The organism is Roseateles sp., assembly GCF_047654805.1.
Classification (GTDB): Bacteria; Pseudomonadota; Gammaproteobacteria; order Burkholderiales; family Burkholderiaceae_C; genus Pelomonas.
Genome location: NZ_JASGIV010000001.1, coordinates 1,292,613 through 1,305,667, shown reverse-complemented (window position 1 = coordinate 1,305,667; position 13,055 = coordinate 1,292,613). Strand labels below are relative to the sequence as shown.

Below are 13,055 nucleotides of genomic sequence, written 5' to 3'. Positions count from 1 at the left end.
CCAGCATGCCGGCCACGCGTGGCGCCGCGGGGCACAATGCCCCCAGCCATGAATGTGATCATCCTCGACGACTACCAAGATGCTGTCAGGAAGCTCCGCTGCGCCACCAAGCTGGAACCGCTGAACGCAAAGGTGTTCACGAACACGGTCAAGGGCATCGGCCAGCTGTCCGTGCGGCTGCGCGATGCCGAGGTGCTGGTACTGATCCGCGAACGCACGGCCTTCCCGCGCCAACTGCTCGAGAAACTCCCCAAGCTCAAGCTGATCTCGCAGACCGGCCGGGTCGGCAGTCATATCGACGTCGACGCCTGCACACGGCTGGGCATTGCCGTGGCCGAGGGCGTGGGCAGCCCGGTGGCGCCGGCAGAGCTGACCTGGGCCCTGATCATGGCCTCCATGCGGCGGCTGCCACAGTACATCGGCAACCTCAAGCATGGCGCCTGGCAGCAGGCCGGGTTGAAGGCGGCTTCCATGCCAGCCAACTTCGGCGTGGGCATGGTGCTGCGCGGAAAGACGCTGGGCGTCTGGGGCTACGGCAAGATCGGCCAACTGGTGGCCGGCTACGGCCGCGCCTTCGGCATGCAGGTGATGGTCTGGGGCAGCGAGGCCTCGCGCCTCAGGGCCGAGGCTGATGGCTACCAGGCCGCGGCCAGCCGCGAAGCCTTCTTTGCCGAGGCGGACGTGCTGTCCGTCCACCTGCGGCTGTGCGACGCGACGCGCGGCATCGTCACGGCAGAGGACCTGGCGCACATGAAGCCGACGGCGCTGTTCGTGAACACCTCGCGCGCCGAACTCGTCGTCGAGAACGCGCTGGTGTCGGCGCTGAACCGCGGCCGCCCCGGCATGGCAGCCATCGACGTCTTCGAGAGCGAGCCCATCCTGCAGGGACACCCGCTGCTGCGGCTGGAGAACGCCGTCTGCACGCCCCACATCGGCTATGTGGAGCAGGACAGCTATGAGATCTACTTCGACGCGGCCTTCGACAACGTGCTGAACTTCATCCAGGCCCAGCCGACGAACATCGTCAATCCCGAGGCGCTGAAGGTCCACCGCTGAAGCTTCCGTGTCGAGCCGCCCGCAGTCCCTCACCCAGCTCTATCTGGCGTTCGCGCGCCTGGCCCTGCAGGGATTCGGGGGCGTACTGGCGGTGGCCCAAAGGGAGCTGGTCGAACGCCTGGGCTGGCTGAGCAAGGAAGAGTTCGTCGAGACCCTGGCCATCGCCCAGGTGCTGCCGGGGCCCAACGTCGTCAATCTGTCGATGATGATCGGCGACCGCTTCTTCGGCCTGCGCGGCGCCGTCGTCGCGCTTGCCGGCATGCTGCTGGCACCGGCCGCCGTCGTGCTGGGCCTGGCCGCCGTCTATGGCGAGATCGCCCGGCACCCCGTAGCTGTGGACGCATTGCGAGGCATGGGCGCCGTGGCGGCCGGGCTGATCCTGGCCACCGGCATCAAGCTGCTGCCGGCACTGAAGGCCAGCCCGCTGGGCCGGCCAACGGCCCTGGCCCTGGCTCTGCTGGCGTTCGTGGCGATCGGGCCGCTGCGCTGGCCGCTGATCCACGTGCTCGTGGTGCTCGGCGGCGGCGGCATGGCACTGGCTTGGTGGAGGCTGAAGCAGTGACGACGCCGGTCGATCTCCTGGCCCTCTTCCTTCATTTCCTGACGCTGTCGCTGCTGGCCATTGGCGGCGGCATCACGACCGTGCCGGAAATGCACCGCTATCTCGTCGACAAGACGGGCTGGCTGACAGACACCTCGTTCACCGCCTCCATCGCGCTGGCCCAGGCGGCGCCCGGACCAAACATCCTCTTCGTGGCGGTGCTGGGCTACAACATCGCCGGCCTGCGCGGCGCCGCAGCCTCCATGGCCGGCATGATGCTGCCGTCCAGCGTGCTGACGCTGACGGCCACGCGCTGGGCTCGCAACAACCGCGAGCACATCAGCCTGCGCGCCTTCTCGGCCGGCATGACACCGCTGACGCTGGGCCTCGTCATCGCGACCGGCTGGCTGCTGGCCCAACCGTTCCTGAAGGTGGAGGCGCACCGCTGGAGCACGCTGGCGCTGATGGCCGTGACCGTCGCTCTGGTACTGAAGACGCGGTTGGGCCTGGTCTGGATGGTGCTCGCCGGCGGCGTTCTGGGGGCGCTGGGGCTGGTCTGACGCTCCGGGTCAGGTCGTCCGCGCCGCCTTGCCGCCCGGACGGAAGGCCGCGGGCGGTCGCCCCAGCAGGCGCTGGAAGGACCGCCGCATGCGCTCAGTGCTGCCAAAGCCCGCGTCTTCGGCCACCCGCACCACTGAGGTCGCGCCGTTCTCCAGGGCAGCTCGAGCGGCCTCCACACGCAAGCGCTCCACAGCCTGCGCTGGCGTGGCTCCAGTCTCCGAGCGAAAGCAGCGTGCGAAGTGCCGTGGGCTCATGCAGGCCCGCGCCGCCAGAGCCTCCACGCCGTGGTCGAGCCCCAGGCTGCCGCGCACCTCGTCCAGCAGCGCACCAAACCGCCCTTCGGGGCGCTGCAGCTCCAGCAGGGGCGAGAACTGTGACTGCCCGCCGGGACGCCGCCGCTCCACGACCAGTTGCCGCGCCGCCTCACGAGCCAGTTCCTCGCCATGATCGCGCGCCAGCAGCGCCAGGCAGAGATCGATGCCGGCCGTCATGCCGGCACTGGTCCAGAGCTCCGGCTGCTGCCGGCCGCGCAGCGCGGGTTCGCGCACATAGATGCGGTCAGGCTGCAGCCGCACGGTTGGGAAATCCGTCGCGAACTGCCGGCTGCGCGACCAATGCGTCGTGGCCGTCCGATGGTCCAGCAGACCGGCTGCAGCCAGCACCAGGCTACCGCTGCAGATGCTGGCGATGCGCGCCCCCGAGATCGCCGCCCGCCGCAGCCAGGCGATGAGGCGAGCGTCACGGCAGGCCGCGTCCACGCCATCTCCGCCGATGACCATGACCAGATCCTGATCGTCCAGCCGGCGCGGCAGGGCCTGCACTGGCCAGGCTATGCCGGCCGAGCTGCGCACTGCCGGCGGCGCGCTGGCCGCCAGACGCCAGTCATAGCTGCCGGGCCGCGCCAGGCGGGCCACCTCGAATACGGCCATTGGCCCCGCCAGGTCGAGCTGCTGGAAGCCGGGGAAAAGTATGAAGACGATGCGACAGGCCACGCGACGCATCATGGCAGAAAAGGTGGGAATCGCGTCATTGCAGCCATCTCCAGCACGCCCCACACTGCTCGGCATCAGCAAGCAGCGGCGGCAGGAGGCCGTCTTCCAATGAATATTGGCATCCTGGTTTTCGACGACGTGGAACTGCTGGACATGGCCGGCCCCTACGAGGTGTTCACCACCGCGGCCCGCGTACATGGGCGCAGCCAGCCCGCCGGCGCCGCACCGCTGTTCACCGTGACGGCCATTGCGCGCAGCCTCGCGCCGGTCCGCGCCCGCGCCGGCTTGCATTTGCAGCCCGACGCCACGCTGGGCGAGCATCCGCCCCTGGCCTGCGCCCTGGTGCCCGGCGGCGTCGTGGACGCCGAGCTCGGCCGCCCCGAGCTGCGCGACTGGATCGCAGCCCAGCGGCGCTCCACACGGCTGCTCGCCTCGGTGTGCACGGGCGCCCTGCTGCTGGCCGATGCCGGTGTGCTGGATGGTCTGGCCGCCACCACGCACTGGGAAGACCTGGACGCGTTGCGCGCGCTGCGGCCGGCGGTGCAGGTGCGCGATGGTGTGCGCTGGGTGGATACAGGCGAGGTGGTCACGTCGAGCGGCATCTCGGCGGGCATGGACATGAGCCTGCACCTCGTTCAGCGCCTGCACGACCGCGAGCTGGCATTGCGCACCGCACGTCAGATGGACTACGACTGGAAGGAAACGCCTTGAACCCTGGACAGGATCTCATCACCATCACGCAGCGCCCCGACGCGGTGTTCAACGTGGGCCAGGGGAGCTGGCTCACCGACGAGAACGGCAAGCGGTACCTCGACCTCGTACAGGGCTGGGCCGTGAACAGCCTGGGGCACAGCCCGGCGCTGATCACGCAGGCGCTGCTGGCCCAGTCGCAGCGCCTGCTGAACCCCAGCCCGGCCTACTACAACCGGCCACTGCTGGACCTTGCAGGACGACTGGTGAGCCTGAGCTGCTTCGACCGCGTATTCCTCGCCAGCTCGGGCGCCGAGGCCAACGAAGGCGCCGTGAAACTCGCCCGGCGCTGGGGCAGCCGCATGCGCGGCGGCGCGCACGGTATCGTCAACTTCGAACAGGGCTTCCACGGCCGCACGCTGGCGATGATGAGTGCGTCCGGCAAGCCGGGCTGGGACCGCATCTACGCACCCATGCCGCAGGGCTTCGCGAAGGCGAAGCTGAACGACATCGCCTCGGTCGAGCGGGCCATCTCGGCGGACACGGTGGCGGTGATGGTCGAGTTCGTGCAGGGCGAGGCCGGCGTGGTCGTGGCCGACCGCGGCTTCGTGCGCGAGCTGCGCGCGCTGACGGCCGAGCGTGGCGTGCTGCTGATCGCCGACGAGGTGCAGACTGGCGTGGGCCGCTGCGGCACGGCGTTCGCGTACGAGCACTTCGGCATCGAACCCGACGTGATGACGCTGGCCAAGGGCCTGGGCGGCGGCGTGCCGATCTCGGCGCTGCTGTGCAAGGAGGCGCTGAACTGCTTCGAGCCCGGTGACCAGGGCGGCACCTTCTGCGGCAACCCGCTGATGGCGGCGGTCGGCCTGGCGGTCGTCGGCGAGGTCTGCACGCCCGAGTTCCTGGCCGGCGTGCAGGCACGCGCGGAACAGCTGTCGGCCGGGCTGCAAGCCCTTGCCCGCGACCTGGGCCTGGTCGGCGAACGCGGGCTGGGCCTGCTGCGCGCGCTGGAGCTGCCGCTGCCGGTGGCCGATCAGGTCGTCGCAGCAGCCCAGGCGCTGGCGCCCGTGGGCCTGCTGCTGAACGCGCCGCGCCCTCACCTGATCCGGCTGATGCCGGCGCTGAACATCGGCGCGGCCGAGGTGGACGAGGGGCTGGCCCTGCTGCGCCGCGCGCTGACCACCGTGCTCAGCTGACCGGCTTCGCCGGCCGAGCGCCGGGCCCCTCCCAGGGCGCCCCCTGGGGCGAAGTGCTTGCGGCTCAATGCCGCAAGCATCGCCATCCCTCGGGGGATCGGCTGGATGCGCCCGCGTTCAGCGCGGCGCAACCAGACGAGGGGCCTCAGTTCGTCCCGAAGATCTTGTCGCCTGCGTCGCCCAGGCCCGGGATGATGTAGCCGACGTCGTTCAGGTGGCTGTCGATGGCTGCGGTCCAGCAGCGCACCTCGGGATGAGCCTGCGTCAATGCCTTCACGCCCTCCGGCGCCGCCACCAGCACCAGCGCCCGGATGTCCTTGCAGCCGCGCGCCTTCAGCAGATCGATGGTGGCGATCATGCTGCCGGCCGTGGCCAGCATGGGGTCGATGATGAGGGCCGTGCGGGCCTCGAGGTTGCCGACGAACTTCTCGAAGTAGTTCACCGGCTTGAGTGTCTCGTGGTCACGCGCAAGGCCCACGACGGAGACCTTGGCATTGGGCAGGATGTCCAGCACGCCATCCAGCATGCCAAGGCCGGCGCGCAGGATGGGCACCACGGTGACCTTCTTGCCGGCGATCTGGTCCACCTCGGCAGGACCGCTCCAGCATTCGATGGTGACCTTCTCGGTCGCGAAGTCGGCCGTCGCCTCGTAGGCCAGCAGGCGCGCAATCTCGCCCGTCAGCTCGCGGAACTTCTTCGTCGAGATCTCAGCCTCGCGCATCAGGCCGATCTTGTGCTTGACGAGGGGATGCTTGACTTCGATGACGGCCATGGCGGATTTCCTATTTTTTCTGAATAGTCAGAATTATCGACTGCCCGATACGGAATGCCGGTCTGAACGCTGACGCAGAGCCTCGTACAGGCACACGCCGGAGGCAACGGAAACGTTCAGGCTCTCGACGGCACCGGCCATCGGGATGCGCACCAGTTCGTCGCAGGTCTTGGCCGTCAACTGCCGCATGCCCTCCCCTTCGGCGCCCAGCACCAGGGCCACGGGGCGCTTCAGGTCGAGGTCGTAGATGGAGCGCTCAGCGCGGTCGGACGTCCCAACGACCCATATGTCGCGCTCCTTCAGCTCATTCAGCGTGCGGGCCAGGTTGGTCACCATCAGGTAGGGCACGGTCTCGGCGGCGCCGCTGGCCACCTTGGCCACAGTCGCGTTCAGGCCCACGGCACGGTCCTTGGGCGCGACGACGGCATGGGCGCCGGCACCATCGGCCACACGCAGGCAGGCACCCAGGTTGTGTGGGTCGGTCACGCCGTCCAGCACCAGCACCAGCGGCGGGCCTTCCACGGCGTCCAGCACGTCGTCCAGCGAATGCGGCTGGGCAATGGCGGCCACGCGGGCGACGACGCCCTGGTGGCGCGGGCTGCCAGCCAGTTGGCTCAGGCGCTCGTCGCTGCTCTCTACCAGCTTGGCGCCAGCCTCCCTGGCCCGCTCGATGAAGGCGCGCATGCGCTGGTCACGCCGTGCCGGGTCGAAATGCACCTCTGCAACGGAGGCGGGATGGGTCTTGAGGCGGACGGTGACGGCGTGAAAGCCGAACAGGACGGACTTGGGGCTGCTCATCACGTGCATTGTCGGCTCAGCGGCCGGCTTGTCTGCGCGCGTTCTCCATGATGTTCACGAAGCTGTCGGTCCAGAAGCGCGCCTTGTTCCTGGCCAGGTGATCCAGCAACTGGTCATGGGCCTCGCGCGTGACGCTCAGGTGCTCGGCGCCCACGCCGTGGAAAAGCAGCGACACCAGTGCGCCCTGGGAGGCCGCCTTCTCCACCAGGGCGATCAGTTGCTCGCCGGTCCAACCTTCCACGAAATAGACCGGCATCGCATAGGGATCGATCTGGGCGGTGTCGGCCACCAGGCCGGGCCCGGCCGCGCGATAGGCGACGAACTGCGGACGCAGCGCGGCGACGTAATCCTGGCCGCCAGCCTGCAGGTCCAGGCAGGGGGGTGTGAACGTGCGGCGCACACGCCCGTCCAACGCCTGGAGCCAGGTGTTGGCTGCGATCACCTGCTCCTGCACCTGCGCTGCCATCTGCCTGTCCAGGTCGCGCTGCGGCAGCACCCATTCGCGCCCCGGACCCTTGGCGGAGCAACCATGGAAAAGGCTGTGGTTGCCCAGTTCGTGGCCGGCCGCCGCCGCGGCCTTCCATGCGTCCTGGCGGCCGGGCAGCGTCGGACCGTTGATGGGCACGTAGAAGCTGGCCCTCAAGCCACGCCGGTTCAGCTCGGGGATCACGTGGTCGAGCTGGCTGTCCAGGCCATCGTCATAGCCCAGGCTGACGGCCGCCTTCGCGCCACCCGGCCAGGTGAAGGGCGCTGCCGAAGCCGCCACCGCAACGAAAAGGCCAAGCACGGCCACGAGCATCTGTCGCATCACGTCGTCTCCTCAACGCAGGAACTGGATCGCCATCAGCACGCCGATCAGCACGGGCTGGTGGAGCATGTAGAAACTCAGCGACCACCGCCCCAGCACGGCCAGCGGCCTGGGCGCACCACCGGCCCAGATCTGCGGCCGCGCTCGTGTCGCGACGAAACCGACCAGCGTGATGCCCAGCCAGGGCAGCACCGGCACATAGTCCTCAGTGATGGGCTTGTGCGTGATGAGGCCCACCCAGTTGGTCCAGCGCGTGTCAAAGAACGCATCCTGCACGAGTCTCGGCGCTGCGATGGCGAGCACTGCCAGCACGAGCAGGGCCACGTTAGGCAGCCGGCTCATCCCCAGGCGCAGCAACAGCAGCATCACCGCGATGCCGTGCAGCACGCCGAAGCTGATCCAGCTGTTCGGGAACATGAACCACGAGCCCGCCGACACCAGCAGCGCGCAGCCGGCCACCTGGACCCAGCGCTTCCAGAAGCGCCCGGCCCCCTGCTCCGCCAGCACGGCAAAGGCCTGGCCGCCGCCGGCGCAGAACAGGAACAGGCTGACGATGCAGGTACGCTGCCAAGTCCAGACCGGGTCGCGGTAGAAGTCCTGGCGAATCCAGCCGAAGTGATTCAGGTCGAAGCCGAAGTGGAAGACCGCCATCCAGACGATGGCCAGGCCGCGCAGTGCATCGAGGCGGTCGTAGCGGGGAGATGACGCGGACATCGGTCAGGGGCTGGGCGTGAACGCCGGATTCTGGCCCCTGCGTGGCGACAGCCGGTTACGGCACGGCCTCGTTGTGTTGGCATTGCGCTGGCAGGGCGGCGGGTCGACGCAGTCGCCCACCAAAATAGGCCCCATCACACCGCTTCCCTGCTCGGTTCATGTCCAAGCATCTACTGACACTCGCCCTCCTCCTGGGGCTGGCCACCGGGCAGTCCCCGGCCCAGACCAACGCCCAGCCCCGCTCCATCAGCCCGCGCGCTGCGCTGGACGCCGAGGAACTGAACAACATCGGCGTCTTCAAGCGCGTCAGCCCTTCGGTCGTGCACATCACGACGCTGGCCGTGCAGCGTGACTTCTTCTCGCTGCGTACCAGCGAGCAGCCCAGCGGCACGGGCACCGGCTTTGTCTGGGACGAGTCCGGCCACATCGTCACCAACTTCCACGTCATCCAGGATGGCGACCGCGCCACCGTCACACTGGCCGACCAGAGCAGCTTTCCCGCAAGGCTCGTGGGCGCCTTTCCCGACCGCGACATTGCCGTGCTGCGCATCGAGGCGCCGCGCGCCAAGCTGCCGGCGATTGCCGTTGGCAGCAGCCGCGAACTGCAGGTCGGGCAGAAGGTCTATGCCATCGGCAACCCCTTCGGGCTGGACCAGACGCTGACCACCGGCATCGTTTCGGCATTGAACCGCGAGATCGAGTCGGTCACGCGGCGCACCATCAAAGGCGCCATCCAGACCGACGCGGCCATCAACCCGGGCAACTCGGGCGGGCCGCTGCTGGACTCGGCGGGACGGCTGATCGGCGTCAACACCGCCATCTACAGCCCCAGCGGCGCGAGTGCGGGCATCGGATTTGCGATTCCAGTCGACGAGGTGAATCGCATCGTGCCGCGACTGATACGCGACGGGCGCTTCATCCGGCCGGCGCTGGGCGTCACATCGGGATCGGCCAACCTGGCACGGGCGCTGGGCGCCCCCAAGGGCGTGCTGCTGGTCAACGTGGCGAACAACAGCCCCGCCGCTGCCGCGGGCCTGCGGCCCTACGGCCGTGATCGCAGTGGCCGCATCGTGCAAGGCGACGTCATCACGGCCGTCGACGGCCAGGCGGTGGCGGACCTGGACGACATGCTGTCACTGATCGAGACACGACAGATCGGAGAGAAGGTGACGCTGACCGTATGGCGCAACGGGCAGACGAGAAAGGTGGCGGCGACGTTGGGCAGTTCGGATTGAGGTGAGGCGCGCACCATGCCCGTCAATCAGGGGCTGGTGCTTTGGCGGGGCCCGCCTGCACGTAAAGTAGCGCCCCGCCCATGGTGCCTGGACCGCGCCGGGCCCCACTCGACTGACAGGACACCTCATGGGCGCGCAATGGAAAGCCAAGCACAAGGACATCGCCGCCAACGCCAAGGGCAAGCTGTTCGGCAAGCTCGCCAAGGACATCATGATCGCGGCGCGCAACGGCGCCGACCCCAAGGACAACGCCAAGCTGCGCATGGCCGTCGAGGCGGCGCGCAAGGTGTCCATGCCAAAGGACACGCTGGACCGCGCCATCAAGAAGGGCGCCGGGCTGACCGGTGAGACCGTGCATTTCGAGCAGGTCATCTACGAAGGCTTTGCGCCGCACCGCGTGCCGGTGATGGTGGAGGTGCTGACCGACAACACCAACCGCGCAGCCTCCGACATGCGCGTGCTGTTCCGCAAGGGCCAGCAGGGCACGCCGGGCTCGGTGAGCTGGGACTTCGACCACCTGGGCCTCATCGAGGCCGAGCCCGCCACGGCCGGGGCCGACGCCGACATGGCCGCTATCGAGGCCGGCGCGCAGGACCTGCTGCCGCCGGACGAAGACGGTGTCACCGTGTTCCTGACCGATCCGACCGACCTCGACCTCGTCGCCCGCGCGCTCCCCGCGCAGGGGTTCACGGTGCTGAGCGCGAAGCTGGGCTACCGGCCGAAGAACCCGGTCGACCCGACGAGCCTGAGCGCGGAGCAACTGGAAGAGGTGGAGAACTTCCTGGCCGCGATGGACGACAACGACGACGTCCAGCACGTCTACGCTGGCCTGGCGGGCTAAGTCTCGCCGCCCGACTGGGCGGCGCACTGCGCCAGCAGCCAGCGCTCGAAAGCCTTCACCGCCGGTCGCGACCTGGCTGCCGGGTCGATGATGAGCCGGTATGCCCGCGCCGACGCGATTCCGGCGTCAAAGGGCGTGACGAGTTGACCGCTGGCCAGCAGCGCATCCACCAGCGGCCTGCGTCCCAGCGCCACGCCCTGCCCTGCGACTGCGGCGGCAATCGCCTCGGAGTAGCTTGAGAAGCTCAGCCGCGCCACTGGCCTCAGGTCGCTCAGCCCCCAGGCGCTCAGCCAGGGCTCCCACTCGGCCGGCATACCGGCGCTGTCGCCGTCCATGGCCAGATGCAGCAACGTGTGCCTGGATAGGTCCGCCGGCTCGCGCAACGGCAAGCCCAACTCGCCCACCAGGCGTGGGCTGCAGACGGGCAACATGGCTTCGGCGAACAACTGGGCGCCCTGGGCGGCCCCCACCGGGCTGTAGCGGATGGCGAGGTCGAAACCCTCGCTGGCCAGGTTGCGGTTACCCAGCCCTGCGTCCAGCCGCACGTCGATGCCCGGATAGGCACGCGTGAACGCCGTCAGCCGCGGGATCAGCCACAGCGAGGCAAAACCCGGCGTCGTCGTCAACGCCAGCACCTGGCGCTGGTGTGGTTCACGCACGGTACGCACGGCAACGCGCAGCGTGTTCAGCGCGGCGGAGCAGGCCGAATACAGGCGCTGACCGTCCTCGGTCAGCGCCAGCGCGCGGTGGCGGCGCTCGAACAACGTCACGCCCAACTCTTCCTCCAGCGCACGCATCTGCCGGCTCATGGCGGACTGCGTGACGAAGCGCTCCCCAGCTGCCTGCGTGAAGCTGAGGTGGCGTGCCGCCGCCTCGAAGGCGGCCAGCAACGGCAGCGGCGGAAGGTGGTCAATCGGCTTGTTTGACATGCGCTGGAAGAATGCGAATCCTTCCGAATCATCGTTTGTCGGCGGAGTGCCAAGCCGCCACTATCCGTGCCGGACGGCTCCAGTGCAAGCATGCCAACCCGGCATGCAATCAGCACTCAGGACCGCTCCGAGGAGCGCACCATGCTGATCGACATCCCCCAAACCCGCCTGTTGCTGCAACGCGGCCAGATCTCACGCCTGCCCGAGGCGCCAGCCACCCACCTGTGCAGCGCCGCCGGCACGCTGTGGATCACCATCGACCACGACACCCGCGACATCGTGCTGGAGCCGGGTCAGTGCTTCACCGTGCACAGCCGCGAGGCAGTCACCATCAGCGCACTGACGGGCCCGGCGGTGCTGGATCTGCGGCCGGCCGAGGCGCGCCCGTGAACACCCTGCTGGCGCCGCCACACGCGCTGGCACCGGCCCCGGATGCCGTGTGGGCGTTGTCCGGCGCCCGTGCGGTCCGGCTGCGCCCGATTGCGGCGGCGGACGCCAGCGCCGAGCAGGCTTTCTTCCGCAGCCTGTCGCTGGACTCGCGCCACAAGCGCTTTCACGTCGGGTTGCGCGAACTGAGCCCGCCGCTGCTGAAGCTGCTGACCGAGGTGGACCAGAGGATGCACATCGCCTGGGTGGGCGAGGCGCTGGAGCCTGCCCTCCCCGTCGTCGCCGATGCGCGCTATGTACGCGAGGCCGAGCATCCCTGGCGCGCGGAGTTCGCCGTTGCGGTGGCGGACGACTGGCAGGGCCGCGGCCTGGGGCGGCGCCTCATCGGCCACCTGGCCGAGCATGCGCGGCTGCATGGCGTGCAGCAGCTGTACGGCGACGTGCTGGCTGACAACCGGCGAATGCTTGCACTGATGCGCGACCAGGGCGCCCGGCTCACACCCCACCCGGACGGGCCGCAGTTGGTGCGCGCCGTGCTGGACATCGCTGCCTGAGCGCCTGAGCGCGTGGGCGCGTGGGCGGTGGGCGCGTGGGCGCGTGGGCGCGTGGGCGGTGATCATGTCACCATGCGTCTCACCTTCATCACCATCTTGCTGCTGTTGGCTCTGGCCTTGCTGATCCTGCTGGTCATGGGCGTGATGGCAGGCGAATGGCTGTCCCGCCCAGCCCGGGCGGCCCTCGGCCCGCCACCTGCCGAGCTTTCGGCGCAGGCGGTTCGCATCCCCTACGGCAACAACCAGCAGGTCAGCGGTTGGTTCCTGCCAGGCCGCGCTGGCGAAGGCGCCGTGCTGCTGTTGCATGGCGTGCGAGGCAACCGGCTGCAAATGCTGGCCCGTGCCCGCTGGCTGCAGCGAGAAGGCATCGCCAGCCTCCTGGTCGACCTGCCTTCGCATGGTGAGAGCAGCGGCGAGCGCATCACCTTCGGGCGCCACGAGGCACCAGGCGTGCAAATCGCACTGGACTGGTTGCGAGCGCGGCTGCCGGGTGAGAAGCTGAGTGGCATCGGCGTGTCGCTGGGTAGTGCCTCGCTGCTATTCGCTGACAGGAGTCCCGAGCTGGCAGCCCTGGTGCTGGAATCGGTCTATCCAACCATCGACGAGGCGGTGACGGACCGCCTGGTTGCGCGGCTGGGCCCGGCCGGCGCCTGGGCTGCGCCTGTGCTGTTGATGCAGTTCCCGCTACGGCTGGGCTTGGGCACGCAGGACTTGCGGCCGATAGACAGCATCCGGGCGCTGCGCGCACCGCTGGTGGTCAGCGCCGGCACGGAGGACCAGCACACCCTCTGGGCCGAGACGCAGCGGCTGTACGCCGCCGCGCCCGGGCCCAAGGCGCTGTGGCCCGTACCCGGTGCCGGCCATGTGGACCTGCACGATTTCAACGCTGTGGCCTACCAGGCGCGCCTGCTGCCCTGGTTGCAATCACACCTGCGCAAAGCCCCGGGCTGACAGGGCCAACCCACGCCCGGCAAGATGCCG

16 protein-coding genes are annotated in these 13,055 nt (G+C 69.1%); 10 read left to right on the top strand and 6 right to left on the bottom strand.

All coding sequences use genetic code 11. The annotated features are described in order from the left end of the window. The first annotated feature begins 48 nt into the window (after positions 1–48). The 3 genes from QM732_RS05880 to QM732_RS05870 are packed head-to-tail and all read left to right on the top strand — an operon-like array spanning position 49 to position 2,157. Entirely contained in the window at positions 49–1,056 is a 1,008-nt protein-coding gene (locus QM732_RS05880) for a D-2-hydroxyacid dehydrogenase family protein (RefSeq protein ID WP_415655253.1), read from the top strand. A 7-nt stretch (positions 1,057–1,063) separates the two neighbouring features. Next, positions 1,064–1,618, top strand: a complete 555-nt coding sequence (locus QM732_RS05875; protein WP_415655252.1) for a chromate transporter — start codon at positions 1,064–1,066, stop codon at positions 1,616–1,618. Further along, entirely contained in the window at positions 1,615–2,157 is a 543-nt protein-coding gene (locus tag QM732_RS05870; RefSeq protein ID WP_415655251.1) for a chromate transporter, read from the top strand. Before QM732_RS05875 ends, QM732_RS05870 begins: the two co-directional genes overlap by 4 nt. 9 nt (positions 2,158–2,166) lie before the next feature. Here QM732_RS05870 and QM732_RS05865 read toward each other — a convergent pair whose 3' ends face one another. Beyond that, positions 2,167–3,162 (bottom strand): GlxA family transcriptional regulator, encoded by a 996-nt coding sequence (locus tag QM732_RS05865; RefSeq protein ID WP_415655250.1) that lies wholly within the window; start codon positions 3,160–3,162, stop codon positions 2,167–2,169. 96 nt (positions 3,163–3,258) lie between these two features. Between QM732_RS05865 and QM732_RS05860 the strand changes: the two genes are divergently transcribed. Then, positions 3,259–3,861: a DJ-1/PfpI family protein gene (locus tag QM732_RS05860; RefSeq protein WP_415655249.1), complete on the top strand. Its 603-nt coding sequence runs from the start codon at positions 3,259–3,261 to the stop codon at positions 3,859–3,861. Then, positions 3,858–5,036 (top strand): acetylornithine transaminase, encoded by a 1,179-nt coding sequence (locus QM732_RS05855; protein ID WP_415655248.1) that lies wholly within the window; start codon positions 3,858–3,860, stop codon positions 5,034–5,036. Before QM732_RS05860 ends, QM732_RS05855 begins: the two co-directional genes overlap by 4 nt. Positions 5,037–5,181: 145 nt before the next feature. Here the strand turns inward: QM732_RS05855 and upp are convergent, their stop codons facing one another. The 4 genes from upp to QM732_RS05835 are packed head-to-tail and all read right to left on the bottom strand — an operon-like array spanning position 5,182 to position 8,128. After that, positions 5,182–5,808: a uracil phosphoribosyltransferase gene (gene upp, locus QM732_RS05850; protein ID WP_415655247.1), complete on the bottom strand. Its 627-nt coding sequence runs from the start codon at positions 5,806–5,808 to the stop codon at positions 5,182–5,184. A gap of 33 nt (positions 5,809–5,841) precedes the next feature. Further along, a complete protein-coding gene (rlmB, locus tag QM732_RS05845) occupies positions 5,842–6,606 on the bottom strand; it encodes a 23S rRNA (guanosine(2251)-2'-O)-methyltransferase RlmB (RefSeq protein WP_415655246.1) in 765 nt (254 codons plus the stop codon). Positions 6,607–6,622: 16 nt separating this feature from the next. Further along, the gene (locus QM732_RS05840) at positions 6,623–7,414 is read right to left on the bottom strand and encodes a polysaccharide deacetylase family protein (protein ID WP_415655245.1); all 792 of its coding nucleotides are present in this window, start codon (positions 7,412–7,414) and stop codon (positions 6,623–6,625) included. A 12-nt stretch (positions 7,415–7,426) separates the two neighbouring features. Continuing rightward, entirely contained in the window at positions 7,427–8,128 is a 702-nt protein-coding gene (locus QM732_RS05835) for a DUF1624 domain-containing protein (RefSeq protein WP_415655244.1), read from the bottom strand. A 158-nt stretch (positions 8,129–8,286) separates the two neighbouring features. Between QM732_RS05835 and QM732_RS05830 the strand changes: the two genes are divergently transcribed. Beyond that, entirely contained in the window at positions 8,287–9,363 is a 1,077-nt protein-coding gene (locus QM732_RS05830) for a S1C family serine protease (protein ID WP_415655243.1), read from the top strand. Between the two features lie 127 nt (positions 9,364–9,490). Beyond that, on the top strand, positions 9,491–10,204 hold the full coding sequence (locus QM732_RS05825; RefSeq protein ID WP_415655242.1) for a YebC/PmpR family DNA-binding transcriptional regulator: 714 nt from the start codon (positions 9,491–9,493) through the stop codon (positions 10,202–10,204). Here QM732_RS05825 and gcvA read toward each other — a convergent pair. Beyond that, on the bottom strand, positions 10,201–11,133 hold the full coding sequence (gene gcvA / locus QM732_RS05820) for a transcriptional regulator GcvA (RefSeq protein WP_415655241.1): 933 nt from the start codon (positions 11,131–11,133) through the stop codon (positions 10,201–10,203). The two genes, QM732_RS05825 and gcvA, sit on opposite strands and share 4 nt — an antisense overlap. A 141-nt stretch (positions 11,134–11,274) precedes the next feature. Between gcvA and QM732_RS05815 the strand changes: the two genes are divergently transcribed. The 3 genes from QM732_RS05815 to QM732_RS05805 all read left to right on the top strand — a co-directional run bounded on the left by QM732_RS05815 (position 11,275) and on the right by QM732_RS05805 (position 13,025). Further along, a complete protein-coding gene (locus QM732_RS05815; RefSeq protein ID WP_415655240.1) occupies positions 11,275–11,523 on the top strand; it encodes a DUF2917 domain-containing protein in 249 nt (82 codons plus the stop codon). Beyond that, on the top strand, positions 11,520–12,074 hold the full coding sequence (locus QM732_RS05810; RefSeq protein WP_415655239.1) for a GNAT family N-acetyltransferase: 555 nt from the start codon (positions 11,520–11,522) through the stop codon (positions 12,072–12,074). Before QM732_RS05815 ends, QM732_RS05810 begins: the two co-directional genes overlap by 4 nt. Positions 12,075–12,146: 72 nt before the next feature. Next, complete coding sequence (locus QM732_RS05805) at positions 12,147–13,025, top strand: alpha/beta hydrolase (protein ID WP_415655238.1); 879 nt, start codon at positions 12,147–12,149, stop codon at positions 13,023–13,025. Positions 13,026–13,055 lie beyond the last annotated feature (30 nt).